Below are 26,594 nucleotides of genomic sequence, written 5' to 3' on the forward strand. Positions count from 1 at the left end.
GCCCGTAATGTGCCAGAGCGAGAATCATTAGCTTGCGGCCTAACGGCGTCGACACCGTCAGTGATATATTTTAAGAATTAGGCGTGCTGGCTTTGATCGTGTTGATGATGTTCGTCGTGGAGCAGCCGTCCTCAAAGTTCAGGACTTTCACTTCACCACCGTTAGCCCAGACCTCTTCACTACCCGCGATTTCATGTGGCTGGTAGTCCCCGCCTTTCACCAGAATGTCAGGCAGAATGCTGGCAATCAGACGCTGCGGCGTATCTTCTTCAAACGGCACGACCCAATCGACAGCTTCCAACGCCCCCAGCACGATCATCCGCTGCGGCAGCGGGTTGACAGGACGAGTCGGCCCTTTCAGACGCTTGGTTGAGGCGTCGCTGTTTACCGCAACGATTAATCGGTCGCCAAGTTTGCGGGCATTTGCCAGATAAGACACATGTCCGGCGTGCAGAATATCGAAGCAGCCGTTGGTCATCACAATCTTTTCGCCCCGCTGACGCGCCAGTTCAACGGCGTGTTTCAGCTGTTCTTCGGTCATTACGCCAAATCCGGTTTCAGCACGGCCGCGGATAGCATTTTCCAATTCAATCGGCGTGACCGTTGACGTCCCCAGCTTGCCGACAACGACGCCTGCGGCGGCATTCGCCAGGAAACAGGCCTCTTCCAGCGGGTTACCCGCCGCTAACGCAGCGGCCAGTACACCAATAACGGTATCGCCCGCACCTGTCACGTCATACACTTCCTGCGCCTGCGTCGGTAAATGCAGTGGCGCTTTACCCGGCTGTAGCAGCGTCATCCCTTGCTCAGAACGGGTAATCAGCAACGCGGACAGATCGTAATCGGCCACCAGTTGCATACCACGCTCAACCAACTCCTCTTCCGTTTTGCAACGCCCTGCGACGGCTTCAAACTCAGACAGGTTCGGTGTCAGCAATGTCGCGCCACGGTAGCGGGAAAAATCCGTGCCTTTCGGATCGATCAGCACCGGAACGCCAGCCGCTTTTGCCGTCTGAATCATGGTTTGCACATGTGCTAACGCGCCTTTTGCATAGTCAGACAGCACCAGTGCGCCAATTTTTGGCAGCGCCAGTTGAATGCGTTCGATAATCGGCTGAGGATCAATCCCCTCAAAGCCCTCTTCGAAATCCAGTCGGATCAGTTGCTGATTGCGCGACAAGACACGCAGCTTGGTGATCGTCGGGTGTGTAGGAACCGCGACAAAGTCACACTTCACATTCACTTCGCCAAGTTTGGCATTCAGTGCGCGAGCAGCATCATCAATGCCCGTTAACCCTACCAGACGCGAACCCGCGCCCAATGCAGCGATGTTCATTGCGACGTTCGCCGCGCCGCCTGGGCGCTCTTCGATCGTATCAACCTTGACCACAGGCACCGGCGCCTCTGGTGAAATTCGGCTGGTCGGCCCATACCAGTAACGATCCAGCATGACATCACCCACCACTAACACACCCGCTTGACGGAAATCAGGCAGCGTCACTTTCATCCTTTACTCCAGGCTTATTTCGCATAATGCGCGTAATAATATCACAGGCACGTATCATTACACGCCCACCAGCCACTTACGCCAACTCACCAGAACCTGCTCCCGCTCCGCAACAAACCGATCTTTACTGACCCGACCGGACAGTTCTTGCAAAGCCAGATGGTGCAGTTCATTGCGCATGGTGACATAGGCCAGCTTGAGCGCATTGGCTTCACTCTCTTCCATCACGCCATATTGCGCCATCAGCTCCAGAATACGCACATTATCTGACCAACGGGTCAAACGCGGTTCCTGAGCGGCGTAACGCAGCATCAGATATTGGGCAATGAATTCAATGTCCGTAATGCCGCCCTCATCCGTTTTGATGTCAAAGAGTGCTTTATCTTTGTTCGCCAGATGCTGACGCATTTTTTCCCGCATTTCTCGCACTTCGGTTCGCAACGTCTCCGCGTCACGCTCGGCACACAGAATGCTGCGCCGAATAGACTCAAATGTCTGCTGTACACCGCTTTCGCCGTATACCATACGCGCGCGCACCAGCGCCTGATGCTCCCACGTCCATGCCTCATTGCGCTGATACTCATCAAACGCTTCTACTGTACTCACCAGCATACCCGCCGCCCCCGATGGCCGCAGACGGGCATCCACTTCATACAAAATGCCTGATGACGTTCGAGTGCTAAACAGATGCATCACCCGCTGTGCGAGGCGCAGGTAAAACTGGCGACCATCAATACTGCGTTCGCCATCCGTCATCACGTCTGATGGACAGTCCAGCAAGAACACCAAATCCAGATCGGAGCTGTATCCCAACTCCCAGCCGCCGAGTTTGCCATAGGCAATAACGGCAAACCCACGACCTTCACGATGCTGCAAATGCGATGGCTGGCCGTAGCGCGCCACCATCTGTCCCCACGCCTGCTGAACCACGGCCGCGATAATCGCTTCCGCTAAATACGTTAAGTGATCGCTCACTTTCATCACTGGCAGTACGCCGCCGATATCGCCTGCGGCAATACGCAACTGCTGCGACTGTTTGAACTGGCGAACTGCCTCCAACTGCTGCTCTTCATCATCTTCAGGGACACGCATCAAATACTGACGTAGCTCATCGGCATACGCCCCCGGTGCCGTCGGCTGATACAGCGTTGACGCATCGAGCAATTCATCCAGTAGCAAGGGATAGCGTGCCAGTTGGCTGGCAACCATCGGCGACGCCGCACACAGGCGAATCAGTTGGCCGAGCGCAGCACGCGACTCCAGCAACAGTTCAAGGTAGGTGGTGCGTGTAACGATCCCCAGCAGCAGTGGAGTCAAACGAGACAGCACCGTATCCGCTTCCTGGCGAGCGCAGACTTCCGCCAGCAAACACGGCATGAGCTGATCCAGCACATCCCGCCCTCTCGGCCCTATGGTGCGTTTCGCTACATCGTGACGGAATTCCACAATCGTCCGCATCAGCTTTTCACGCACACTTTCCGAGAGATGCGGCGTCAGCGGAGCCAGTTCGCCATCATCCAACGTGTCCTGCCATAGGCTGCTATAGCTGCTATGTTCAGGGATGTCATTATTGTCTGGTGCATCATCGCCAATCAGGTCATCAAATACGTGGCGCACCGCCTGCATATGCTGGGACAGCATAGATTGCAGCGTATCCCAGTTGTCGAAACCCATTCCCCATGCCAGCCGCTGCTGATTCAGCTCATCACCTGGCAGCGTTTGTGTCTGCTCATCGGCAATGGCCTGCAACAGGTTCTCTAAACGACGCAGAAACAGGTAAGAGGTACTGAGGTCAAGCACCTGTTGCGGCGTTAATAATCCCAGTGCGCCTACATGCTGAAGCGTAGGCAGCAGCGAACGTCCTTGTAATCCCGGCTCACGCCCGCCGCGAATCAGTTGGAAAACCTGCGTGATAAATTCGATTTCACGAATGCCGCCCGCACCCAGCTTGATGTTATTGCGCAAATCCCGGCGACGCACTTCGCGGGCAATCATGCCCTTCATATTCCGCAGCGATTGGATCACACTGAAATCGATATAGCGCCGGAAGACAAAAGGCTTCAACGTACTGCGCAGTTCCTGACTGTAAGCATCATCCATTCCCCCCATCAGGCGCGCTTTGACCATGGCATAGCGTTCCCAGTCGCGCCCCTGTTCCTGATAGTAATCTTCCATCGCCGCAAAGCTGAGCACTAGCGGGCCGCTGTCACCAAAGGGACGTAGCCGCATATCCACACGGTAAACAAAACCATCGACGGTCGGCTGATCCAGCACCTTAATAAGCCGCTGACCCAGACGCGTGAAGAACTGCGCGTTATCCAGCTCGCGCCGCCCACCTTGCGTATGTCCATTTTCTGGATAGACGAAGATCAGATCGATATCCGAAGAGAAGTTAAGTTCCCCTCCACCCAATTTTCCCATGCCAAGAATCAGCAAAGGCTGCGCCATACCCTGCGCATTGCAAGGTGTACCCCACTCGCGACAACAGGCCTGATATAGCCAGCTTCTGGCCGCCACAATCACCACCTCGGCCAATTCACTAAGCTGACGCAGCGTGTGTTCCGTCGTACTGGTTTGCAACGCCTGCGACCACGCAATACGCGTCAACATATGTCGGCGAAACCGACGCAATGCCGCCATCAACGCATTTTCATCGTTCACATCGGCCAGTGCGTGACTCAACCAATCGGCGTAGTGCTGCCACTCTTCGGGCTGAGGTGGTTGCTGATGAATTCCTTGCCACCAGTCAGGATGCAGCGCAAGCGCATCGCTGACAAAATCGCTCAATGCCAGAACAGCGGCATCGCTGTCCGTTATCGGCTCATCAGGTGCGGCTTCGCGCAAACGCGACAGAGCACGCTGAGAGTGTTCCGTCAGAAGCACAGGTAAGGCAGGCAAAGGAAGTATCGACATGGGGGTTCCCTTGATACGCCGCCTATCCTCACTGACAAGCGGCAGTTAACGGTTACTGTGATGGTCCGCCGCTATGTAGCCAGAACGGAGACAAGTTCAGCACCTCTTTACGGTGGGCTTCCAGATACACGGAGGGTGCCTTCCCGGCAGCGAGTCGCTCAATTTCCTGTAGTAACGCCCGCCAGTGTTCAATGTAGGCTTCAACTTGCTCCGCCGGATACGCGCCGGATAAGAGAAGAAACGCGCAGATATTACGTTGCAAACGAGGGATCTGCTGTTCGTACTGCGCTTCCGTCAGTTTAGAAGCAAAAGCGCTTTTCAGATCCGCCGTGCTACGGCTCAGCATGATGTCAGCAAAGCGTTTGAACGATCCCTGTAGCTTAATACGATCTTTATTATCCATATGGTCACGCCAGCCAGACTCGACCAGCCAGGAAGTCAGCACTAACTTACTTTGCAGGTAGTCCGCGCTGTAACACACTTCCGCGTCGTCGGAACCCTGTAGCCGGATCTCCAAAGTGGCGAGGGCAGAGCGAAAAAGCGTGGTGACCTTGCGTAAGACGACGCCACCCACCAGCACCAGCATTTCGCGCATCATCGCACTGGCTTCTGGCAGGGCTTCACGGGCAGAGGCATTTCCTCTTACCCACAGTTCTTCGTGGTATTGCCAGTGATTCAACGCCAGTTCCAGCGCCGCACGAATGGCCTGATCGATAGTGGTCTTTGGATCCACAACCAATCGATTGAGAGGCAGACATTCGCGAACTGGATTACCTTTAGCCAGATGGTATCCGCGCGCCGCCTTACTCAGGCTGCCCTGCCGCATACCACCAAACTCTGCGATTTCCTTTGCCAGCTCCAGCAGGTGAGTGGTCTGCCCAATCTTAAGTTCCATCTCCAGTTCGCACAGCGGTTCACTCAGCTCTCCGGCACGAATCTCACCGCGATCTAACGCAACCTCAATCACGCTTTGATAGTAAGTAAACACCCACTTTTCACGCGTAAAATCTGTACTAAACAGCGGATTAAGCGACGATTGTAGCCCGACAATATCGCAATCCTCCGGCCAGACCTCCGCCGGAAACAGGCTGAGATCCAGCTCGGCTTTCTCCAGTTCTACATTATATTCTGGGTGTTGATGCAGCCCGCCAATCACCTTGCCGGCCGTTTTCGCCGTCATTTCGTAGCGTTCATTTTCACCGCGAATACGCAGGCCGATGCCATTGCGGCGCAGGTAATTATCCGCCGTTTCATAATAGATATTGCTCAGGCGCTGAGCACGCATATGCTCATACTGGCTGTAATCACTTTCCCATTCAGCCAGTTGCGTCAGCAGCGATTGAACGCTGTCGGGATGAACAATAAATTTCAGCTCGATTTCTTCACTCATAGCACTCACAACACCAAGACCACGTTCATTATCATGTCAGTAAATAACATTTTACTTCAGCTTACTACTCTTACCGCACACACTCTTTTTCACCTGCGAACAAGCGCGCATTTCTTATGCAAACCGGCCATCAGCTACACGGCGCTTCCCCGCTGAAACACACTGCACGCCGCAGTCAACGAACCCAGTCCAGTCGGCGTTATTGGTGTGAAAAGCCCTAATGGGATAGGTTCTAAGACTGTTCTCATTTCGGTTTAGAGATTGCCTCGTCAGACTTAAGCCTCTACTATCGGACCACCATTAACGCAACATGATGATCTTATGCAGAAATTAGGCTTACTCTGTTTTACTTTATTTTCTCTCACGCTGAGTTGGACCGCACAGGCGGAAGAAAAACGCTACATTTCCGATGAGTTATTGACGTATGTCCACAGCGGCCCAGGCAATCAATATCGTATCGTCGGCACACTGAATGCAGGTGCAGAGGTCACACTACTCAGCGTTAATGAAAACGCAGGCTATGCACAGATCCGTGATGACAAAAACCGCACCACCTGGATTCCGCTCGACCAGTTGAGCAATACGCCAAGCCTGCGCACGCGGGTGCCAGAACTGGAGAATCAGGTCAAAGAGCTGACTGAAAAACTGAATAATATCGATCAGACCTGGAATCAGCGTACCGCCGATATGCAGCAGAAAGTCGCGGCCAGCGATAGTGTTATCAACGGATTACGTCAGGAAAATCAGGATCTGAAAAATCAGCTTATCGTTGCGCAGAAGAAAGTCAGCGCGGCGAATGTCCAGCTTGACGATAAGCAGCGCACCATCATTTTACAGTGGTTTATGTATGGCGGCGGCGTGGCGGGCATCGGCCTGCTGCTGGGTTTGCTGTTGCCGCACATCATCCCTCGCAAAAAGAAAAACGACCGTTGGATGAGCTAATCGGAACATGTGCCTGAGAGACTCAGGCATGAGGTTGCTGACACAGTCCGTAGAGCGGGAGCAACGGATAGACCGTAAAGACGCTGTAAACACATATATGGACGCTCGGCTTGCGCAGATATGAATCTCATTCCTGAGATTCACCCTTACAGGGCCGTCGCAAGCGGCGTTCAAAGGCGTTCCTGACGCCTTTGCCCCTGGCGCAAACGCTTTACTCTTCTATTCCGTTACTCCCGTTTTCGCTCGACAAATAGGTTTGTTAACGGTCCGGTGCCTGCTTCTTGCAGGCATTTTTCTTTGCAGCCAACGCGGCGGCGCAAAGATGGTAGTATGGGGTGAAGTATTGGTTATTGATTCAGGAGTCCGACGTTGAAGATCTACCTTGTCGGCGGTGCTGTTCGGGACAGCCTGCTGGATTTACCCGTCACTGAGAAAGATTGGGTGGTGGTCGGCGCAACGCCGGAGAATCTGCTTGCGCAGGGTTACCAACAGGTTGGAAAGGATTTTCCCGTCTTCTTACACCCCGTTAGTCGCGATGAGTATGCCCTCGCGCGTACCGAACGCAAATCTGGCAAAGGCTATACCGGGTTTGTCTGCCATGCTGCACCCGATGTCACGTTAGAGCAAGATTTGCTGCGCCGCGATTTGACCATCAATGCCATTGCCCGCACCGAGCAGGGCGACCTTATCGATCCCTATCACGGTCGTCGCGATCTTGAGAATCGCGTGCTGCGCCACGTTTCCGAGGCATTTAGCGAAGATCCGTTACGGGTGCTGCGTGTCGCCCGCTTTGCTGCACGCTTTGCCCATCTCGGCTTCGAGATTGCAGAAGAAACCATGACGCTGATGCAAACAATGGCGCATGAGGGCGAGCTGGCTTATCTGACGCCAGAGCGCGTCTGGAAAGAGACGGAAAAAGCGCTCAGCACCTCATCGCCAGATGTCTATTTTCAGGTACTGCGCGACTGTGGCGCGCTGGCCGTACTGTTCCCTGAAATCGATAACCTGTACGGCGTGCCCGCCCCCGCCAAATGGCATCCGGAAATTGATACCGGTATTCATACCATGATGACGGTGGCGATGGCCGCCCGCCTCAGCCCTGCGATTGACGTACGCTTTGCCACGCTGTGCCACGATTTGGGAAAAGGGCTGACGCCCCCCGAACTGTGGCCACGTCATCACGGGCATGGCCCGGCGGGTGTCAAACTGGTTGAAGCACTGTGCCAACGCTTGCGTGTGCCTAACCCGATTCGCGATTTGGCAAAGTTAGTGGCGGAATATCATGACCTGGTTCATACCGTACAGGTGCTGCAACCCAAAACCCTGCTGAAGTTATTTGATGCGATTGACGTCTGGCGCAAACCACAGCGTCTGGAACAGCTAGCCCTCACGAGCGAAGCCGATGCCAGAGGCCGTGCGGGTTTTGAAGAGAACCCTTATCCACAAGGTGATTACCTGCGCGAAGCCTTCCGCGTCGCCAGTCAGGTCAGCAGTGCAGACGTCGTCGCCGAGGGTTTTAAAGGCATTGACGTGCGTAACGAACTGGCACGTCGCCGCATTCATGCACTGACTGACTGGAAAGCACAACAGCCAGATAGCTCGGTCGCGTCCTGAAGCCAAGAAGCCACGCATTAGCGTGGCTTCTTCTCTTACTAACAACCTACCTAAAATCTACGTTCCCAGTCTTACATAAACACCATGTAAACCACGCCCGCGACGATAAAACGGTAAATCGCGAACGGGACAAACGAGATGCGTTTGATGACTTTCAGGAAGGTTTTAATCGCAATCAGCGCCACGAGAAACGCCGTCACAAAACCCACGGCAAACATCGGTACATCGGACAGCGCCAGGAAATGCCAGCTTTTATACAGATCCAGAACGGTCGCCCCCATCATCATGGGAACCGCCAGAATAAAAGAGAACTCAGAAGCCGCATAGCGACTGACGCCCACCAGCATCCCACCGGAAATCGTCGCCCCTGAACGTGAAAAACCGGGCCACAGCGCCAGGCATTGAAAACAGCCAATCATAAATGCCTGACGATGCGTGATGTCATCCAGCCCCACGGCACGCGGTTTTTTAGGTTTGAGCCATTCCGCCGCTAACAACAGGAAACCACCGACAACCAGCGCATACATCACGTTCTGTGGGTAAAACAGCGATTTGATCACATCATGGAAAACCAACCCAAGCACCACGGCGGGAATCATTGCCAGCAAGATGTGCGTCAGCTTTAGTCGACCTGGCGTATGCCCCTCGTGCGGCACCTCACCGAAGTGAATCCCAATCAGGCCAAAGAGACGACGCCAGAACATCACGACAACGGCCAGAATCGAACCAAGCTGAATGATCACTTCAAACGTCTTGGCTTTCTCATCCGCAAACCCTAACCAATGACCAACGATAATCATATGCCCCGTAGACGATACGGGCAAAAACTCGGTCAGCCCTTCGACCACGCCAAGAATAAATGCGATTAGCAATGAATGCAGGTCAGTCATCTAAAAATCCTTGCCTCTGATAAAAACGAAAATGCAGCCCATAAAAAAGCGGCCGCGTACTTTGCGAGCCGCTACACACCCTAAATAATTCGAGTTGCAGGCAGGCGGCAAGCGAACGAGTCCCACGTAAGTGGACCGAGTAGCGCGCCAACGCACATGCAGCTTGAAGTATGACGGGTATAACTGGCTTATAGACTATTTGGGTTACGGTTTAGTTGCACGTAAATCAGTATTTATTCTGTTAAATCAGATTTATCGCGTGCCGCGCTCAATAATGACGCCAACCTGACGCGCTTGCGCGACGGCTCCCGGCTTGCTGAGCTTGATCCGCAGCCAGGGAATCGAGAAGCGCTGCATCAGCATGTGTGCGACTTCTTCAGCAACGCGTTCCACCAGCGCAAAACGCTGGTTTGCCACGTGGGCAATCACCGCCTCGCTGACATCGGCATAGCTCAGGCAGTCATTAACATCGTCACTGGCCGCTGCCTGACGGTTATCCCAGCCCATTTCGATATCGAACACCAGTTTCTGCTGGATGGTCTGTTCCCAGTCGTAAACACCAATAGTAGTGATTACAGTAAGCTCTTCAATAAATACGATATCCATCACGCCATTCTCTGTTTTTGTCGCTGTCGGATACCACTTCCGACGGAATGTGCGTATTATCCACAGATGAGAAGAGTAAAACGACCCTTATTAAACGTCTCTCTATACAAACTAAACGGAATAGCGTTATGAGTGTTACCGCGCTTGGTATGATGTTAATCGCGTATCTGTGTGGCTCTATTTCCAGTGCGATTTTGTTTTGCAGAATTGCTGGGCTACCCGACCCGCGTCAGCATGGTTCCGGGAACCCCGGAGCTACTAACGTATTGCGTATTGGCGGCAAAGCGGCCGCTGCAACCGTATTGGTGTTTGATGTTCTGAAAGGCATGCTGCCCGTCTGGGCCGCTTACGAGCTGGGCGTGCCCCCGCTGTATCTCGGGTTAACCGCTATCGCCGCCTGCCTCGGCCATATCTATCCGGTCTTTTTCCACTTTCGCGGTGGCAAAGGGGTCGCAACGGCATTTGGTGCCATTGCGCCGATCGGCTGGGATCTGACGGGCCTGATGACTGGCACCTGGCTACTGACCGTGCTGCTGAGCGGTTATTCCTCGCTTGGCGCGATAGTCAGTGCGCTCATCGCGCCGTTTTATGTCTGGTGGTTCAAGCCACAGTTTACCTTCCCCGTCGCGATGCTCTCTTGTCTGATCCTGATGCGTCATCATGACAATATCCAACGCCTCTGGCGCGGACAGGAAAGTAAAATCTGGAATAAGCTACGCAAGAAGAAACAGCCGGAAGACGAGCAAAGCGCGCCCGAAGAGTAAGGCAAAAAAATTCCCGTTTTCACGGGAATTTTTTTATGAAGTATGGCGGGAATTAGAATCGGCCGATAGCGGCAAACTCCTGCGACTGCACTTTAAACTGAGACATGCTTTCTGCCAGCAGGCGCGCCTGATCTTCCAGTGAGCGTGTGGCAGCGGCGGACTCTTCTACCAAAGACGCATTTTGCTGTGCGACCTCATCCATCTGCGATACCGCCAGATTCACCTGCCCAATGCCATTACTCTGCTCACGCGTTGCCGTTGAGATTTCACGCATCAGCGATGTCACGCGCGCCACGGCGTCAGAAACGTCATTCATCGTTTCACCCGCCATTTTTGCCATAACGGTGCCTTCACTCACGCGGCTCTGAGATTCTTCCATCAGCATTTTGATCTCTTTAGCGGATTGCGCACTGCGCTGTGCCAGATTGCGGACTTCCCCCGCCACCACGGCAAACCCACGCCCCTGCTCCCCCGCACGCGCGGCTTCAACCGCCGCATTCAACGCCAGAATGTTGGTCTGGAACGCGATGCCGTCAATCACCGCCAGAATATCGCCGATACGTGCAGAGCTGCTGGAGATCATCTCCATTTTCTCGATCATACTCCCCACAGTTTCACTGCCTTTATTGGCAATGTCGGACACATTTTGCGCCAGCGTATGCGCTTGTTCCGCACTTTCCGCGTTCAGCGTCACGGTAGCGGTCAACTGCTCCATACTGGCTGCGGTTTCTTCCAGCGAGGAAGCTGACTCTTCCGTACGAGCGGCTAAATGGGTGTTGCCGGAAGACAGCTCGCGGGTACCGACGTCAATCTGCATACCGGCGTCGCGGACGCGCCCCACGGCGGTTGCCAACGAATGCTGCATTGCCTTCATCGCCTGAATCAGGCGACCAATTTCGTTATTGCCGCCATCGGCGATGCGTTGAGTCAAATCACCACGGGCAATAAACTCCAGTTGACCGACGGTCTCTTCAAGCGGAGACAGAATGGAGCGCTTCAGCGCAATCCAGGCAGCCAACACCAGCAGCAGCACAGATATACAGGCGATACCAATGATCGTCAGGCGCTCGAACGCGAAGCTTTCTGCATCTGTGAGCATGTTTTCCCCCACTTCCAGACCGAAGTCGCGGAATTCGTTCGCGACCTTATCCATCTTAACGCTGAGCGGCGGCAGCACGTCCTGCAATAGCACATAATAAGCAGCGACATCGCCACGCTTCAACGCTGCAACCATTGGCTGAACGCCAAGGCTCATGTATTGCTCGTAGTTGCTTTTAACCTCTGCCGCCATTTTGGCGCCGCGTTCCGTTACCGTGCCGTAGGAAAGAAAGCGCGTCATTTCTTTTTGGGAGAGCGCCGTATAAGCCTCTGCTCGTGCTACCGATGCATTCGCGAGATCGGTCAGCCCGTTTTCCATCTGACGAGCGGCCAACGCCGCCCCCGTTCTTGCACGCAGTGAAGCGGTATAACTTCCCGCCAGCGCAGTGACTTCTTTTCCCTGAATCTTGTCGATTGTCGTCAGAGACGTGATTCCCTGATTAATTGAGGTGATGCCGATTCCACATACGAGTAGTAAGAGCAGTACCATCGTTCCTAACAAAGCAATCAAGCTCGTCTTGATTGTGATATTTCTTAACATTTTTGTTTCCCTGGAATTACAAATGATAAATAAATGCGGAGAAAAGCCCCACATAACGTGATCCTGATCATGTTCCTATCGGTAACAAGCCTGCTTTCTTTAAAGAAACTTTAGTAACGAAAGTATTTTTACTTAAACGACTCGCGCAAGCGCATCGCGCCTCGGCACACTAAAAGTCAGGGACATTAAACGCTTTTTGGCTATAATGACGGCCACGCTATTTCAGGTTTAAGAGAAGGAAACCGACATGAGTCTGAACAATGTCCCGGCGGGTAAAGATCTGCCGGAAGATATCTATGTAGTGATTGAAATTCCCGCGAACGCCGATCCGATCAAATATGAAATTGATAAAGATACTGGTGCGCTGTTTGTAGACCGTTTCATGTCTACGGCCATGTTCTACCCGTGCAACTACGGCTACATCAACCACACGCTGTCTCTGGATGGTGATCCGGTTGACGTTCTGGTGCCGACCCCGTATCCGTTGCAGCCGGGCTCAGTGATCCGTTGCCGTCCTGTTGGCGTGCTGAAAATGACTGACGAAGCGGGTGAAGATGCCAAGCTGGTCGCCGTTCCGCACAGCAAGCTGACTAAAGAATACGATCACATTAAAGACGTTAACGACCTGCCTGAACTGCTGCGTGCACAGATCGGCCACTTCTTTGAACACTACAAAGATCTGGAAAAAGGCAAGTGGGTGAAAGTTGAAGGTTGGGATAACGCTGCGGCGGCAAAAGCCGAGATCGTTGCTTCCTTCGAGCGCGCGAAAAACAAATAAGCGCCACTCAATGAATGATCAAAAACACCGCCTTGCGCGGTGTTTTTATTTATGGCGACCATGAGACTTGATTGGCTACTCGGCCTCAAGCCTCTTCATCTTCTTCGCTGCGCTTTAGCCAATCACCGCTGGCAATACGCGTCAGCCCTACAACAGGGTGTTTGTACAGATAGATCCAGGCACTGCCCAGAGGAGTACGAATCAGCTCACGTTGGTATTCGTGGCCGTCCCGCTTTAAGGCATCCAGCTCGGTCAAAATCGACGAACTAATGCGATAGACCTCGCAATGGATTTCTCCATCACCGGGTACGACTGCCGGATAATGGCCGAGATCGTACAGCTCGAAACCCGCGAGCTGACAATCCCCTAACCATTGCGCATTTGTCATCCAATGACTGTTTCCCTGTTTGCGTCGTAAACTGCCGTAAACAATAATTCGCATCGCTAGAACTCAAACTGATAGAGCACATCTAATGCCTGGCTAATTCCAGACACCGCTTCCAAGTATAGTTTTGGCATCAGACGATAACGTAGCGTTAACGTTGCCAAAGAATCGAATATGCCAACACCATATTTTACTTGCAGACCCGGAAGGACGTAGCCGCTGACGACAACTTGAGAATTATCGCCAACACCCTGTGTATCCAGAGCTAAATTACTTACGCCAAAGGCCTCGCCGATTTTACCCACAACTTGACCACTTTGTGCAACCCCTAAACCGACTAACATTGAGGTCATTGCCGAGCTATCTGCGCCACTGCTGTCCAAACCCTGTCCACGCAACAGATAAGAAAGTGCTTCCTGCTGCGACATTGTAGGATCGGAGAAGACTTCCAGCTTCGGCGTGGCGGCCATGCCAGTGACGCGCACGCCAGCGGTAACATCATCAGCGGTGTTGTCTGGATTACGAATGGCTTCGATATTCAGGATCGGCTGATCCGGCGGACCAGAGAACAGAATCAGCCCTTTACGGACGATCAGATCCTGTCCGTAGGCTTTAAAGCGCCCTGACGGAATATCGATCTGACCGTTCAGCCCTAGCCCGCGCTCATCCTGAACCATTTTCAGATCGCCCTGTAGACGAGCGACCAGCCCGAACGCATCCAGCCGAACATCGTTACCAACGCGGATCGTCAGGTTACTGTTAATTGGAATTGCGGCGCTGGCTTTTTTCAGTGGCTGACGCTGAGCGTCCAGCATCACTTCATCCGACGACACCGCCACCGCACTTTCCGGCATGTCTTTAACGACAATGCGCGCCCACGGGATACTGACCGATCCGTTTAACGCGAACAGCTGCGGCGTGGCCTCGAAGACAATATCCGGCGAAACATCCAGCCGCGCCATCGGCGGAACCGTCACCCGCAGCTTCTGGCCTTTCGCGGCAATTCGCGCACGCCAGGCATCTGGCCGCGACCAGTCTGCGTTCCCGCCGAGGTTCAACTGCCCGTTATCCGTTTTCAGGAAACCTTGCAGCGTCGACGACATCCCACTGAAATTCACCGCCAGTCGCCCGTTGGTCAGATCGATCGGCATCCAGTTGCCATCAATATCCAACCGCTCCAGCACCATCTGGCCGAAGATCTGAGGACGCGCCGCATCCCCCGCCAAACGCAGGTTCGCATTCAGTATCCCGGCCGCTTTTTCTCCTTTACTCAGCGCAGGGTTAAGCAACGCCAGCGAAATATTATTGATCGTGACGCTGCCGCCGAGATTGCGCCGTCCCTGTGGATCGGTCACCTGAATATCACCGCTGAAGCGTCCGTTCTCTCGGATCGCCATCAGCCAGCCAAGCTGCGCCCGCCCGCGATCGAGCCCGGCATTCAGCGTAAAGGTGTCGAAATCAATCGGCAGCGTATTGCCCTGCATCTGCTGGCGAACGCTGACGCCGTTACCCACGAGCGACACTTTCGCCTGCGGTAAACCTTGCCCTGCCTGCCAGCTGATATCCGCACCGCCGGTGAACGTCCCAGCTAGCACCGTATCCGCCGTCAGGAACGGTTTCAGCATGGCGAGATCGAAGCGGTTCAATCGGATACTCGCCTGTCCGCTCGGTCCAGCCTCAATCGCTTTTGGTACGCAAAGCTCTGCGTTCGGATTCCGCCAGCAGTGCGTGCCGATGGTGATCTTCTGCTGCGCGTTCAGGTAATCCAACGCCATATCCTGCGTCAGACGCCACTCACCCACCGGCGTGTCAAAGCGGGTATTGTTCAGCGTACCGCGCCAGCGTTGTTCCTGACGATCGAAACTGCCCGAAAGTGCCAGTTGCCCCGCAACCGGTTCGCCCTGCATATTCAGCCGGAGCTGGTGCTGTTTCTCGTTACCGCTGGCATCCAGCGTCAACAGCGCAATATTCAGGCCTTCTTGCTTCAGTGCTTCGAGGCGTATGGCCAGCTTGCCCTGAATTTGCTGTTCGGAGCGCACATCCCCTTCCACCCGCACCTGGCTAATCGTCATCGCCTGCCAGCGCAGGCCAGACGCAGTGATATCCGCCAGTATCTGCGGTTCACGCAGATTGCCACGTAATTTGAGTGTGCCGATGGCGCGCCCTGCCAGACCGGGCAACATGCCGTCCAGCGACGGCGCATTGATGTCCGCATCCAACTGCCACTTATCGCTCAGGTCGCCTTTGACGTTCAACTGGTTGCGGCCTAACGCCAGATTCAGCGCTGGAATTGTCCACTGCCCCGCTGCGTTTCCGCGCAGTTCACCTCTGGCCGTGAGCTTATTCGCTTTCACGTTGCCATCTAGCCGTAGTTCCGGCACCTGTAACTGCCAGCTTCCGCCATAGACGCTACCGCGCGTCGTTATTTTGCCGTCTATTTTCGCGGGCCATTCAGGCCACTGCTTCGCCGTGTTAATCCCGTTCAGCAGCAGCTCGCTGCGCCAACTGATGGCTTTGCTCCAGTCGATGAGCGCACTCAGGTCAGCATTTCCCTGCAATGCCGCCAGCCGCAGGCGACTCAGCGTAAACTGCTGTTCGTTACCTTTGCCATCCAGCAACAGCGTTGCGGGAGGAATGTCCGCCCCAGTCAGATCGCCGCGCAGCGACAGCGCATAGTCGGTCGCTTTACCATTAAAACGCAGCCTGACGTTGTCAGCCTGATATTGCGTCGCGCCCGTCAGCGGCCAACGCACGCGCTCGGTTTGCAGCGTTAACGCCAGCGGCAGCCCAGCTTCCGCCAGCTGAGTTTGCAAATCCAACTGGGCGCGCTGCGGCCCAGAGAGGTTCAGCGCCACATTCAACTGCTCGCGCAGGCCACCATCGACCGTCAACTTCAGCTTTTCGCCCTTGAGCGGATCGACGTTCAACACGCCGTTCGCTGTCAGCGAGACAGGCCAGTTATCGCTGAGCGTCGCTTCACCGCGCACATTCAATCCACCTTGCGGCGATTGCACGATCAGTTTGTCCAGACGCAAATGTTGTTGCTGAGTCGACGCCTGTACGAACAAGTTATTAATCAAAATATCCTGATCGCCCGTCAGCCGCAGCTGTTCACCGTGAATCTCGACAATGTTCAAGTCCAACGGCAGCGTGAACTGCGGTAAATCCGGTAGTAACGGTTTGGAGAACAGCTCGCTCAGTCGTTCGCCCAGCGGCTGTTCAGGGACTGCTGGCCTGTCAGCGGCGCTATCCGTTTTTGACGTCGACGCTGTCGGTATCGGTGTCGTCGTCGTGGCGGCCGCTACCGTATTATTTGCCTCTAGCACTTTATCGATTTGAAGCGTTTGCGAAGAGCCTTGCTCAGCCGCTTCGCGTACGTTCGCCGCCGTTTCTTTGATGACGGACGCCATTTCCGCCGCCGTCACTTTGCCATCCTCCAGTACATCGACGGGAGTTTTCGGCAAGGCCACCAGCAGTGCGCTGATTTTGGTCGGCAACAGCGTTAGAACACGGCCTTCCCACTGCATTCCCGTGCGGAATTCGCCTAGAGAAATCGCGGTGTCATCCACGGTAACCTGGACGCTATTGAGCACGAGTTGACGTAGAGAGATAGGGAAAGGTGCGGAGATTTCCGTGACTGGGGTCGAAGGCGGCGGTGGCTCTTCCGCCACAGGCAGGGCTTTGGTATCCACGACCACATCGACGCGGTTTGCTGAAAGGTCATTGATGCACAGCTGACTTTTGCGTAAACAGCCTAACGCGAGCGACAGGTGAAATTCATCACTCTTTACCGTCACACCCGGCATTTCGTAGCTAACGTTTTTCAGCGTTAAATCACGCCAGCCACCGCTTACACTGGCAATCTCCAGTCCCGGCACCACGCGTGCGGCGGTATTCAGCAACAGATGCAGACCCGGCGTCGTTCCTACCAGCAATCCTAGCCCAACAATGAGAAGCAGTAAGAAAGTGACAAAGCCAATACCGATTCTTTTCCACCAGCGCCCTTTTCGCGCGGGCGTCGTCGGCACGTTATTCTGTGCAGCGCTCTCTTCCGCCAGCGGATCCTGTGCTTTTTTTTCGTTTTTCTCATCCATCATAATTCAGGCCCCAGTGCGATATAGAACTGAACATCGTTCTTCTTCTCTGCATCGCCGATCGGCATAGCAACATCGAGCTTCACCGGGCCAATCGGCGAGGCCCAGCGAACACCGACGCCCGAACCGGTCTTGAAGTTACTTCGTTTGATATCATTCACTGCTTCACCTGAATCAACAAAAACCGCACCCCACCATTTTCCCGTCACGTTGTATTGGTATTCGAGCGAACCCGTCGCCAGCTTGGATGCACCTGTCAGTTTGCCGTCGCTGTCACGCGGCGAAATAGATTTGTACTTATATCCACGGATGCTGCGATCGCCACCGGCAAAGAAACGCAGTGAGGGGGGAACGCGGGAGAAATTATTGGTCTCAATCCAGCCCAGATTGCCGCGCGCGACAAAACGGTGTTTATCCGCCAGCGTACGAATCCAGACGTTTTGCGCCTGAAGCACGGCAAAGTCGATATCCGACCCCCAAATGGTGTCAGAAACATCAATAGAATAACGTTGCGTATCGCCCCACACCGGCATCAGCCCGCCGCGTTGGCGGGTTCGGTTAATGCTGACCCCCGGATAGATCAGCATCGTAGTATCCGTCACGCTTGCCTGCGTAAAGTGGTCGAGACTCCAGCGCAGGTTAATCGCCCGCTGCCAGCCGCTGGAAAGATCCCAGTAGCGCGCCACATTCAGCGTGGTGCCATCGGATTTGGTATCGTTGAGATCTTCGCGCTTGAAGCCGCCTTGCAGCAGGTAATACTGCTCAAGCGGGTTCTTCAACAAGGGGATTTTGTAGCTAAAATCGAGCGATTGCTCCGGCGCAGACACGCTCAGGCTACTTTCCAGACTGTGGCCCCGAGAGTTTACCCACGGCTTATTCCAGGTCGTTTTAAAGCGAGGGCCAACATCAGTGGCATAGCCGACCCCGGTTTCAATCCGATTACGGGTTCGCGGCGTCACCACGGCTTCCAGCGGCAACACCTTGGCGTTTTTCGACCGTTCGAAATCAGGTGACACCACGACAGAGTTAAACCATCCCGTCGCAGAAAGACGGCGGTTTAGCTCGCCAAGATCTTCACTGGTGTAAGCATCGCCTTCGTGAAACGGCACCAAATTTTGCAGATAATCATCACGGATTTGTGCGCCCTGAAAGTGTACGGCGCCAAAGCGATAGCGTTCACCGCTATCAAAGTCGATATCCCAAAACGCTTCTCTCTCTTCCCGCATCACGCCGAGCTGGCTTTGCTGGAAGCGCGCATCGAAATAGCCTTTACGTAATGACAAACCGTTCAGCCCGCTTTTAAAGCGATCGAAGTCACCGTGGTTCAATACCGAACCGATTTCGGGGCGATCGTCTTTAACCAGCTGTTGGTAGTCCTTATCGTCATGCGCACCGCCGCGCAGGGTGATGTTAACCCCAGCAATTTTTACCGGTTCACCGGGCGTGACGGTGGCAATCAATACAGGTCGTCCACCATTAACAGCAGGCCGGAATTCGAAACCAATCTGTGGATCGTAATAGCCGAGCGCGCGCAATCCCTGACGGATCGCTTCATCGACGCGTGAGCGGAAACGCCCGTCGGCATTAACCTCATCGACCGCGATGGTGGATAAGCGAGCCCGTACATTCTTTTGTAACTGCCCTTCCAGCCCCATGACTTGCAGACGCACATTCGCCGCCTGACTCTCTGGGGCCAGCATAAGCAGCGCGCACATCAGGCCAAGAATCCGGTATCGTGGCGCACCGCAGCCAGCAAAGCTATTTTTTTGTCCTGCTATGCCTTTTTGCCCGGTAACGCTTTTTTTTCCAATGAAACTTTTCGTTGAGATGAAAATAGTCACTGAGCTCCCTGAAAAATCTGTCTGTCGCCTAAACCCTGTCGTCTAAAACCTATAGCATGGCTTTTATCACTTCGCCCGCCACATTGACGGCCGTCGCTGTACGCTGACCTGACAATCCGCCACGCAGCGCCGAAATCCCCTGCCAACTTTGCATGATATTAGTGATAAATACTAATTTTCCATCTTAAGAATAGATTTTCACCTATAAACATCAATTTACGGCATTACAGATAAACATTACCTTAACATTAAACACCATGAAGATATAAAGACAGCGCCATGCTTCTTGGTTATGCTTTCCATGAAAGCGGGTTATTTACCCAGTCTAGCTGGAGTTAACAACGTGATGAGTTCAATTGATAAAACACAGCGGATTACGCAATCCGATGCTTTACCGGGGCGTTCCACGCCCATGCCGGTAGCCAGGCTGCATGTCGTTCATGAACATTCCATGACGCATGTGCCGGACTCGATGTCTGTCGCTATTTTTGCGATGGGCTGTTTCTGGGGCGCGGAGCGCTTGTTCTGGCAACAGCCGGGCGTCTACAGCACCGCGGCGGGTTACATTGGCGGTTACACGCCCAACCCGACCTACCGTGAAGTGTGCAGCGGGCAGACCGATCACGCCGAAGCCGTGCGTGTCGTTTTCGATCCTACGGTCATCAGTTACGAGCAGTTACTGCGACTGTTCTGGGAAAATCACGACCCCGCGCAGGGTATGCGTCAGGGAGGCGATATCGGCAGCCAATACCGCTCTGCTATCTATACGCTCACACCCGAGCAGGAACAGGCGGCACAGGACAGCCTTCAGCGCTTTCAGCAGGCGATGAGGGTGAACGGTGACAGCCGCGCTATCAGCACAGAAATCGAACCTGCGGGTCCGTTCTATTATGCGGAAGACGACCACCAGCAATACCTGCACAAGAACCCGAACGGCTACTGCGGGTTAGGCGGCATCAGCATCTGTCTTCCGCCTCCACGTTGACCACTGGCGGTAAATTCACCGCTCCTGCTATAATGCGCCCAAACCGGGCGGATCGTTGCCCGGTTATAGACCTTCTAATTATTGCTATTAATTTACTCACCTTTCTGAGGATCGCTGCGCTAACGTAGGCCCATGCGAAAACGTTAAAAATGATGTTAAACAGTTTATTGCTGATTCTTTGTCTCATTGCCATCAGTGCGTTTTTCTCGCTGTCCGAGATCTCGCTGGCGGCGTCTCGTAAAATTAAACTCAAACTGATGGCCGATGAGGGAAACCTCAACGCCGATCTGGTGCTCAAGTTTCAGGAAACGCCGGGCATTTTCTTTACCGTCATTCAAATCGGCGTCAATGCCGTCGCGATTCTGGCGGGTATCATCGGCGATGCGGCATTTTCCCCGACGTTTTCCATACTGTTTGAACGCTTCATGTCACCCGAAGCCGCCGATAAAGTCAGTTTCATCTGCTCATTCGTACTCGTCACCAGCTTGTTTATCCTGTTTGGCGACCTCACCCCGAAACGCATTGGTATGATTGCGCCGGAAACCGTCGCGGTCCGCATAATCAACCCCATGCGCTTCTGCCTGTTCCTCTTCCGCCCGCTAGTTTGGATCTTTAACGGCCTGGCTAACGTCATTTTCCGCCTGCTCAAGCTGCCGATGGTGCGTAAAGATGACATCACGTCCGATGATATTTATGCCGTGGTGGAAGCCGGTGCACTGGCTGGTGTGCTGCGTAAGCAGGAACATGAGCTCATCGAGAACGTGTTTGAGCTGGAATCCCGTACCGTGCCGTCTTCGATGACCTCACGCGAAAGCGTGGTCTACTTCGATCTGCGCGAGCAGGAAGACAGCATTAAGGAAAAGATCGCCCAGCAGCCGCATTCCAAGTTTCTGGTTTGTGATGGCACGATTGATCAGATCGTCGGCTACGTGGACTCTAAAGACCTGCTGATTCGGGTGTTAGGAAACCAAAGCCTGACGCTCAGTAGCGGCGTGCAGATTCGTCCTGCACTGATCGTGCCGGATACGCTGACGCTGTCCGAAGCGTTAGAAAGTTTTAAAACCGCAGGCGAAGATTTCGCGGTCATTCTGAACGAATACGCGCTGATCGTCGGCATCATCACTTTGAATGACGTGATGACAACGCTGATGGGCGATCTCGTTGGTCAGGGAATGGAAGAGCAGATTGTCGCGCGCGATGAGAACTCTTGGCTGGTTGAAGGTGGTACGCCAATAGAAGACGTGATGCGCGCGCTGAATATTGATGACTTCCCGCATTCCGGCAACTACGAAACCATTGGCGGCTTCATGATGTATACGCTGCGGAAAATCCCGAAACGTACCGATGCGGTGCGCTTCTCTGGCTATAAGTTTGAAGTGGTGGATATCGATAGCTACAAGATCGATCAGCTGCTGGTGACACGCCTAGAAGACCGCCCGATCGTTTCATCCAGCGTGAAGATTGATAGCGACGATTAACCGCCAGAAGACATGCATGACAAACCATTCTTCATAAAAAACCAAAACGGCCCATGACGGGCCGTTTCTTTATCATTCATCCCATCTCGGCCTGAAGCCGGATGACCTGGCGATTCACTTCAGACATCACCAGTAGATGCTGCTTATCCTGTTTCTTTGGCAATAGAATTTTGCCGTAGTCGAACTCAAAAGCACCAACCCCTTTTATGTACAGCCGCCCACGAAATAGGGTTTTCACATACTTGGCGACTTTCAAAGGATTGTAACGTTCGAAGATCCTCATCGTTTTACGCTCCCGTTTTATTTTTTTACGCTCTCCCTTTCACCAACATGGCTGAGGTTCTGGAGCGCTAATGAGATAACGGATACTGCTAATTAGTACTGTAAAACAGCATTTAGTTCCCCACTATTCAGTATTCTTAACTGCTTTTACAGATTTTTACAGAGTAGTATTTAAGGAAACCCTTACTCATCAGTATAAACCTTCAAAAATAAGGGTTTTGTGCACTCAGGCACAAACCGTTTTATCGCGGAGCAGGACAGACCAGTTTCCTGAATCTACGCTTATTCCATCGCCTGATATTTTCCATCTTTACCATCGCATCGGGCCCCACATTGAAGGATATACCATGATAAAAATACGCCACCTGCTCCTCGCGCTCTCTATCACACCTTTCTTGGGGCTTCTCTCACTCCCGGCTTCAGCCCATACGCTGGTACTTAACCAATTGGTTCCACCGGTTGGCGTCGCGGATAGGGGAGAACTTCAGTACCTTAATAATCAGTTTAGTTATAAAAACTGGAACAGTGCGCAATTGCCCGGAAAAGTGCGGGTGATACAACATATCGCTGGCCGCACCTCAGCCAAAGAGATGAACGATCCGCTCATCTCTGCACTGAAGGCCGCTAACCTACCGCATGATTATTACCAAACGACGACAATCGTGAATACCGACGACGCCATCATCGGCACCAGCATGTTTGTGCGCAGTAGCCTTGAGGACAACAAGAAAGCCTTTCCGTGGTCGCAGTTTATCGTCGACAGTAACGGCAACGTGCGGAAAACCTGGCAGCTACAGCCGCAAAGCTCAGCCATCGCCGTGCTGGATAAACAGGGGAAAATCCGTTTCGTGAAGGATGGCGCATTGAGCGGACAGGAAGTGCAGCAGGTGATTTCCCTGCTGCGCCAGTTGCTGGAAGAGAAATAACGAACCCGGCTCTAGCTGATTAAAACAGAGAGACGCGAAAACCGGGGTTGAGGAAAGATTCACGCGGCGTGTAAGACAGAGTTTGCCCCTGCCAATCGTGAATCTGCGCCCCGGCCGCCACCGCCACCGCATGGCCTGCCGCCGTATCCCAAATGTTCGTCGGCCCGAAGCGTGGGTAAAGCTGTGCTTCCCCTTCCGCCACCAGACAAAATTTTAGCGATGACCCAATCGCCACCGTCTGGTGTTCACCCAGTTGATTGAGATAGTCCTTTAGTTCGCTATCGGCATGGGAGCGGCTGACCACCACTAACGGTGGCCGAGCCTGCTTCACGGTAATTTGCCGACGTTGGCCGTTCTCTTCTTTCCAGGCTTTGCCTTCCGCCGCGGAATACATCACGCCCGTAACCGGCACGTAAACCACGCCAAGTACGGCCTGACCGTTCTCGATCAGCGCAATATTCACCGTAAACTCGCCGTTGCGGCTAAGGAACTCTTTGGTGCCATCCAGCGGATCGACCAGCCAATAGCGCTGCCAGTGCCGACGGATTTCCCACTCAGGCGGATCTTCTTCTGATAGCAAAGGAATATCGGGAAACGCCGCCGCCAGTCCGTCCTTAATGACCCGATGCGCCGCAAGATCGGCGGCGGTGACTGGCGAATCATCTTTCTTGTGCGCGACATCCACAGGATGTTGCCCTTCATAAACCTGCATAATCGCAGTACCGGCATCGCGAGCCAGTTGGCAAACTGTTTCTAGCATGATCGACCTCGTCGTTATCGGTTACGCGACGATAGCGTAACGCAGACTTCATCTCTGTCATTCATTATACATCTGTGAGGCAATCTACGATTATTGCCATTATTGATGTCATCCTCAGAATTTAGGGACGATAATCACTTTAACTTCATCATGATATGAAAGACACCCCGATCGTCTTACGCGTCGACAATCACCGCACAAGGAGTTACGCAATGAAGCATTCACTGGCACTCAGCCTGTTTGCTACGCTGGTCGCCACGACCGTTCATGCCGCCACCGTTGATCTACGGGTATTAGAAACCACCGATCTGCACAGCAATATGATGGACTTCGACTACTACAAGGATACGCCAACCGATAAATTTGGTCTGGTGCGTACCGCCAGCCTCATTCACGCCGCACGCGAGCAAGCCACCAACAGCGTGCTGGTGGATAACGGCGATTTGATCCAAGGCAGCCCGTTAGGGGATTACATGGCCGCGAAGGGTCTGAAAGCAGGCGATGTACATCCGGTTTATCAGGCGATGAACACGCTGGATTACTCCGTCGGCAATATCGGTAACCACGAATTCAACTATGGATTGGACTATCTGCACAAAGCGCTGTCCGGTGCAAAATTCCCTTATGTGAACGCCAACGTGCTGGATGCGAAAACGGGTAAACCGCTGTTTACGCCTTACCACATTGAAAACAAGTCGGTCACCGACCGCGACGGCAAACCGCATACCCTGCGCATCGGCTATATTGGCTTCGTCCCGCCGCAGATCATGGTGTGGGATAAAGCTAATCTGACCGGAAAAGTCACCGTGGAAGACATCACCGCCAGCGCGAAAAAATGGGTACCGGAAATGCGTAAGCAAGGTGCCGATCTGGTGATTGTGATCCCACATTCCGGTCTTTCTGCCGAGCCGTACAAAGCGATGGCGGAAAACTCGGTTTACTACCTCAGCCAGGTTCCGGGCGTTGACGCGATCATGTTCGGCCATGCTCACGCGGTTTTCCCCAGCAATGACTTTGCCAACATCAAGGGCGCGGATATCAAACAGGGAACACTGAACGGCGTGCCTGCCGTGATGCCGGGACAATGGGGTGACCACCTCGGCGTTGTCGATTTCACGCTAAATAACGACAGCGGCACATGGAAGGTGGAACAGGCGAAAGCGGAAGCCAGACCGATCTATGACAAAGCGCAGAAGAAATCACTGGCAGCAGAAGACGACAAGCTGGTGAAGGTGCTGTCCGATGCCCACCAGAATACGCGTGAATTCGTCAGTAAACCGATCGGTAAATCCGCAGACAACATGTATAGCTACCTGTCGCTGATTCAGGACGATCCGACTGTACAGATCGTCAACAACGCTCAGCGCGCCTATGTTGAGCACTTTATTCAGGGCGATCCCGATCTGGCCGATCTTCCCGTGCTGTCGGCTGCCGCGCCGTTTAAAGCCGGTGGGCGTAAAAACGATCCGGCCAGCTATGTCGAAGTAGAAAAAGGTCAGCTCACCTTCCGTAACGCTGCTGATTTGTATCTCTACCCGAATACGCTGGTGGTGGTGAAAGTCAACGGACAGCAGGTACAGGAGTGGCTGGAGTGCTCTGCGGGTCAGTTCAAACACATCGATCCGAGCAAGCGTGAGCCGCAATCCCTGCTCAACTGGGACGGCTTCCGCACGTATAATTTTGATGTGATCGATGGCGTCAATTATCAGATTGATGTGACGCAACCTGCTCGCTATGACAGCGAGTGCACGTTAATCAACGATAAGGCACACCGTATCAAAGCGCTGACGTTTAACGGCAAACCAATCGATCCTAAAGCGACCTTCCTGATCGCCACCAATAACTACCGCGCCTACGGCGAGAAGTTTGCCGGTACGGGTGAAAAGTACGTGGCCTTCGCCTCGCCGGATGAAAACCGCTCTGTTCTGGCGGCCTACATCAGCGCGGAAACGCAAAAGTCGGGAGAGGTGAAGCCGCAGGCGGATAACAACTGGCGTTTGGCTCCTATCGTTAGCGATACGCCGCTGGATATCCGCTTTGAAACATCGCCGTCAGAGAAAGCTACCGCGTTTATCAAAGAGAAAGCGCAGTACCCGATGACATCCGTCGGCAATGATGAAACGGGCTTTGCGGTTTATCGTCTCGACCTGCAACACGCGAAATAAGGGCTGACAAGGTAGTCAGCCCCAGGCTCCTGCTGCGGCAGGAGCCTGCAAGCTAGTCGCGGAACGATTCTCGCCCATTGCGATAGTCACCATTTCCCCGCTCGTGACCGCGCCTGTCCGACTCGCCGCGACGCGGCCCACGCTTGTCAACATAACGAGGCTGATCGAAACGACGGTTGTCATAATCACGTCTATCGCGCTGACTCTCACGCCACCAGCGGGCATCGCGCCAGCGCCAGCCATCCCAATAGTAACCGTGACGATTACGTTCACCACGATGGTAACCTCGGTGCTCCTGCCACCAGCGCTCGCTGCGCCAGTCATAGCCATCCCAGTAATTACCCCATCTGTCACGTTCGCCGATATTCAACGTGACGCCGGGCATCAGCTCAATGCTGGCACCCTTAGCCTCTGGCGCCGGCATAACCACAAACATTCCCATAAACAGGGCACTAATGACGAGTGGCTTAAACATAGGGTTACTCCTTGCTCACCGCGACTGCGGCCTGACAGAGATATACGGGGAATTGCTCTGCGTCACTATCAGATAAATGCGCATTTTCCTGATTTTACGGTTCTTAACGTTTCGCTAACGCCAACGCGCGCTATTCATCAGTGCCCCATGAGTTAATTCA

20 protein-coding genes are annotated in these 26,594 nt (G+C 53.7%); 8 read left to right on the top strand and 12 right to left on the bottom strand.

What is annotated here, in order from left to right; genetic code table 11:
* Positions 1–70: 70 nt before the first annotated feature.
* The 3 genes from hldE to KKH3_RS15720 are packed head-to-tail and all read right to left on the bottom strand — an operon-like array spanning position 71 to position 5,810.
* Positions 71–1,507 (bottom strand): bifunctional D-glycero-beta-D-manno-heptose-7-phosphate kinase/D-glycero-beta-D-manno-heptose 1-phosphate adenylyltransferase HldE, encoded by a 1,437-nt coding sequence (hldE, locus tag KKH3_RS15710; RefSeq protein WP_039361289.1) that lies wholly within the window; start codon positions 1,505–1,507, stop codon positions 71–73.
* A 57-nt stretch (positions 1,508–1,564) separates the two neighbouring features.
* On the bottom strand, positions 1,565–4,420 hold the full coding sequence (glnE, locus tag KKH3_RS15715) for a bifunctional [glutamate--ammonia ligase]-adenylyl-L-tyrosine phosphorylase/[glutamate--ammonia-ligase] adenylyltransferase (RefSeq protein ID WP_039361292.1): 2,856 nt from the start codon (positions 4,418–4,420) through the stop codon (positions 1,565–1,567).
* A gap of 52 nt (positions 4,421–4,472) precedes the next feature.
* Positions 4,473–5,810, bottom strand: a complete 1,338-nt coding sequence (locus KKH3_RS15720) for a CYTH domain-containing protein (RefSeq protein ID WP_039361293.1) — start codon at positions 5,808–5,810, stop codon at positions 4,473–4,475.
* Positions 5,811–6,131: 321 nt separating this feature from the next.
* Between KKH3_RS15720 and KKH3_RS15725 the strand changes: the two genes are divergently transcribed.
* Both KKH3_RS15725 and KKH3_RS15730 read left to right on the top strand, forming a co-directional pair.
* A complete protein-coding gene (locus tag KKH3_RS15725) occupies positions 6,132–6,752 on the top strand; it encodes a TIGR04211 family SH3 domain-containing protein (RefSeq protein WP_039361295.1) in 621 nt (206 codons plus the stop codon).
* Positions 6,753–7,121: 369 nt separating this feature from the next.
* Positions 7,122–8,366, top strand: coding sequence for a multifunctional CCA addition/repair protein (locus KKH3_RS15730; RefSeq protein WP_039361297.1), 1,245 nt, complete (start codon positions 7,122–7,124; stop codon positions 8,364–8,366).
* A 71-nt stretch (positions 8,367–8,437) separates the two neighbouring features.
* On the opposite strand, the gene bacA is transcribed toward KKH3_RS15730, so the two are convergent.
* On the bottom strand, positions 8,438–9,256 hold the full coding sequence (gene bacA, locus KKH3_RS15735; RefSeq protein WP_039361299.1) for an undecaprenyl-diphosphate phosphatase: 819 nt from the start codon (positions 9,254–9,256) through the stop codon (positions 8,438–8,440).
* Positions 9,257–9,508: 252 nt separating this feature from the next.
* Complete coding sequence (gene folB, locus KKH3_RS15740) at positions 9,509–9,862, bottom strand: bifunctional dihydroneopterin aldolase/7,8-dihydroneopterin epimerase (RefSeq protein ID WP_010287496.1); 354 nt, start codon at positions 9,860–9,862, stop codon at positions 9,509–9,511.
* 128 nt (positions 9,863–9,990) lie between these two features.
* Between folB and plsY the strand changes: the two genes are divergently transcribed.
* A complete protein-coding gene (gene plsY / locus KKH3_RS15745; RefSeq protein ID WP_039361301.1) occupies positions 9,991–10,626 on the top strand; it encodes a glycerol-3-phosphate 1-O-acyltransferase PlsY in 636 nt (211 codons plus the stop codon).
* Between the two features lie 52 nt (positions 10,627–10,678).
* Here the strand turns inward: plsY and KKH3_RS15750 are convergent, their stop codons facing one another.
* Positions 10,679–12,265, bottom strand: a complete 1,587-nt coding sequence (locus KKH3_RS15750) for a methyl-accepting chemotaxis protein (protein ID WP_039362518.1) — start codon at positions 12,263–12,265, stop codon at positions 10,679–10,681.
* Between the two features lie 247 nt (positions 12,266–12,512).
* Between KKH3_RS15750 and ppa the strand changes: the two genes are divergently transcribed.
* Positions 12,513–13,043 carry an inorganic diphosphatase gene (ppa, locus tag KKH3_RS15755; RefSeq protein ID WP_010278977.1) on the top strand — a complete coding sequence of 177 codons (531 nt, stop codon included), beginning with the start codon at positions 12,513–12,515 and terminating at the stop codon, positions 13,041–13,043.
* Positions 13,044–13,128: 85 nt separating this feature from the next.
* Here ppa and KKH3_RS15760 read toward each other — a convergent pair whose 3' ends face one another.
* From KKH3_RS15760 to tamA, 3 genes are read right to left on the bottom strand one after another with little or no spacing between them, the layout of a single operon-like run.
* On the bottom strand, positions 13,129–13,485 hold the full coding sequence (locus tag KKH3_RS15760) for a gamma-glutamylcyclotransferase family protein (protein ID WP_039361303.1): 357 nt from the start codon (positions 13,483–13,485) through the stop codon (positions 13,129–13,131).
* Positions 13,486–13,487: 2 nt separating this feature from the next.
* Positions 13,488–17,525, bottom strand: coding sequence for an autotransporter assembly complex protein TamB (tamB, locus tag KKH3_RS15765; RefSeq protein WP_039361305.1), 4,038 nt, complete (start codon positions 17,523–17,525; stop codon positions 13,488–13,490).
* On the bottom strand, positions 17,522–19,237 hold the full coding sequence (tamA, locus tag KKH3_RS15770; protein WP_039362520.1) for an autotransporter assembly complex protein TamA: 1,716 nt from the start codon (positions 19,235–19,237) through the stop codon (positions 17,522–17,524). Before tamA ends, tamB begins: the two co-directional genes overlap by 4 nt.
* Positions 19,238–19,709: 472 nt before the next feature.
* Between tamA and msrA the strand changes: the two genes are divergently transcribed.
* A complete protein-coding gene (gene msrA, locus KKH3_RS15775; RefSeq protein ID WP_039361308.1) occupies positions 19,710–20,348 on the top strand; it encodes a peptide-methionine (S)-S-oxide reductase MsrA in 639 nt (212 codons plus the stop codon).
* Positions 20,349–20,500: 152 nt separating this feature from the next.
* Complete coding sequence (gene paeA, locus KKH3_RS15780) at positions 20,501–21,826, top strand: polyamine export protein PaeA (RefSeq protein ID WP_039361310.1); 1,326 nt, start codon at positions 20,501–20,503, stop codon at positions 21,824–21,826.
* A 76-nt stretch (positions 21,827–21,902) separates the two neighbouring features.
* Here the strand turns inward: paeA and KKH3_RS15785 are convergent, their stop codons facing one another.
* The gene (locus KKH3_RS15785) at positions 21,903–22,109 is read right to left on the bottom strand and encodes a DUF1107 domain-containing protein (protein ID WP_005974755.1); all 207 of its coding nucleotides are present in this window, start codon (positions 22,107–22,109) and stop codon (positions 21,903–21,905) included.
* Between the two features lie 346 nt (positions 22,110–22,455).
* Between KKH3_RS15785 and KKH3_RS15790 the strand changes: the two genes are divergently transcribed.
* Positions 22,456–23,034, top strand: coding sequence for a YtfJ family protein (locus tag KKH3_RS15790; protein ID WP_039361312.1), 579 nt, complete (start codon positions 22,456–22,458; stop codon positions 23,032–23,034).
* A gap of 19 nt (positions 23,035–23,053) precedes the next feature.
* Here the strand turns inward: KKH3_RS15790 and cysQ are convergent, their stop codons facing one another.
* Entirely contained in the window at positions 23,054–23,794 is a 741-nt protein-coding gene (cysQ, locus tag KKH3_RS15795; RefSeq protein WP_039361314.1) for a 3'(2'),5'-bisphosphate nucleotidase CysQ, read from the bottom strand.
* Positions 23,795–24,006: 212 nt separating this feature from the next.
* Between cysQ and KKH3_RS15800 the strand changes: the two genes are divergently transcribed.
* A complete protein-coding gene (locus tag KKH3_RS15800; RefSeq protein ID WP_039361316.1) occupies positions 24,007–25,959 on the top strand; it encodes a bifunctional 2',3'-cyclic-nucleotide 2'-phosphodiesterase/3'-nucleotidase in 1,953 nt (650 codons plus the stop codon).
* Positions 25,960–26,011: 52 nt separating this feature from the next.
* Here KKH3_RS15800 and KKH3_RS15805 read toward each other — a convergent pair whose 3' ends face one another.
* A complete protein-coding gene (locus tag KKH3_RS15805; protein WP_039361317.1) occupies positions 26,012–26,434 on the bottom strand; it encodes a DUF2502 domain-containing protein in 423 nt (140 codons plus the stop codon).
* Between the last annotated feature and the right edge of the window lie 160 nt (positions 26,435–26,594).

Source organism: Pectobacterium actinidiae (genome assembly GCF_000803315.1).
GTDB lineage: Bacteria > Pseudomonadota > Gammaproteobacteria > Enterobacterales > Enterobacteriaceae > Pectobacterium > Pectobacterium actinidiae.

What these genes read in the sequence shown, in the direction of transcription:
- glnE (WP_039361292.1), bottom strand. Translation starts at nt 4,420, where the DNA reads ATGTCGATACTTCCTTTGCCTGCCTTACCTGTGCTTCTGACGGAACAC.
- KKH3_RS15750 (WP_039362518.1), bottom strand. Translation starts at nt 12,265, where the DNA reads ATGTTAAGAAATATCACAATCAAGACGAGCTTGATTGCTTTGTTAGGA.
- paeA (WP_039361310.1), top strand. Translation starts at nt 20,501, where the DNA reads ATGTTAAACAGTTTATTGCTGATTCTTTGTCTCATTGCCATCAGTGCG.
- KKH3_RS15800 (WP_039361316.1), top strand. Translation starts at nt 24,007, where the DNA reads ATGAAGCATTCACTGGCACTCAGCCTGTTTGCTACGCTGGTCGCCACG.
- ppa (WP_010278977.1), top strand. Translation starts at nt 12,513, where the DNA reads ATGAGTCTGAACAATGTCCCGGCGGGTAAAGATCTGCCGGAAGATATC.
- folB (WP_010287496.1), bottom strand. Translation starts at nt 9,862, where the DNA reads ATGGATATCGTATTTATTGAAGAGCTTACTGTAATCACTACTATTGGT.
- bacA (WP_039361299.1), bottom strand. Translation starts at nt 9,256, where the DNA reads ATGACTGACCTGCATTCATTGCTAATCGCATTTATTCTTGGCGTGGTC.
- hldE (WP_039361289.1), bottom strand. Translation starts at nt 1,507, where the DNA reads ATGAAAGTGACGCTGCCTGATTTCCGTCAAGCGGGTGTGTTAGTGGTG.
- tamB (WP_039361305.1), bottom strand. Translation starts at nt 17,525, where the DNA reads ATGATGGATGAGAAAAACGAAAAAAAAGCACAGGATCCGCTGGCGGAA.
- KKH3_RS15725 (WP_039361295.1), top strand. Translation starts at nt 6,132, where the DNA reads ATGCAGAAATTAGGCTTACTCTGTTTTACTTTATTTTCTCTCACGCTG.
- KKH3_RS15720 (WP_039361293.1), bottom strand. Translation starts at nt 5,810, where the DNA reads ATGAGTGAAGAAATCGAGCTGAAATTTATTGTTCATCCCGACAGCGTT.
- KKH3_RS15790 (WP_039361312.1), top strand. Translation starts at nt 22,456, where the DNA reads ATGATAAAAATACGCCACCTGCTCCTCGCGCTCTCTATCACACCTTTC.
- KKH3_RS15785 (WP_005974755.1), bottom strand. Translation starts at nt 22,109, where the DNA reads ATGAGGATCTTCGAACGTTACAATCCTTTGAAAGTCGCCAAGTATGTG.
- plsY (WP_039361301.1), top strand. Translation starts at nt 9,991, where the DNA reads ATGAGTGTTACCGCGCTTGGTATGATGTTAATCGCGTATCTGTGTGGC.
- tamA (WP_039362520.1), bottom strand. Translation starts at nt 19,237, where the DNA reads ATGTGCGCGCTGCTTATGCTGGCCCCAGAGAGTCAGGCGGCGAATGTG.
- msrA (WP_039361308.1), top strand. Translation starts at nt 19,710, where the DNA reads ATGAGTTCAATTGATAAAACACAGCGGATTACGCAATCCGATGCTTTA.
- cysQ (WP_039361314.1), bottom strand. Translation starts at nt 23,794, where the DNA reads ATGCTAGAAACAGTTTGCCAACTGGCTCGCGATGCCGGTACTGCGATT.
- KKH3_RS15760 (WP_039361303.1), bottom strand. Translation starts at nt 13,485, where the DNA reads ATGCGAATTATTGTTTACGGCAGTTTACGACGCAAACAGGGAAACAGT.
- KKH3_RS15805 (WP_039361317.1), bottom strand. Translation starts at nt 26,434, where the DNA reads ATGTTTAAGCCACTCGTCATTAGTGCCCTGTTTATGGGAATGTTTGTG.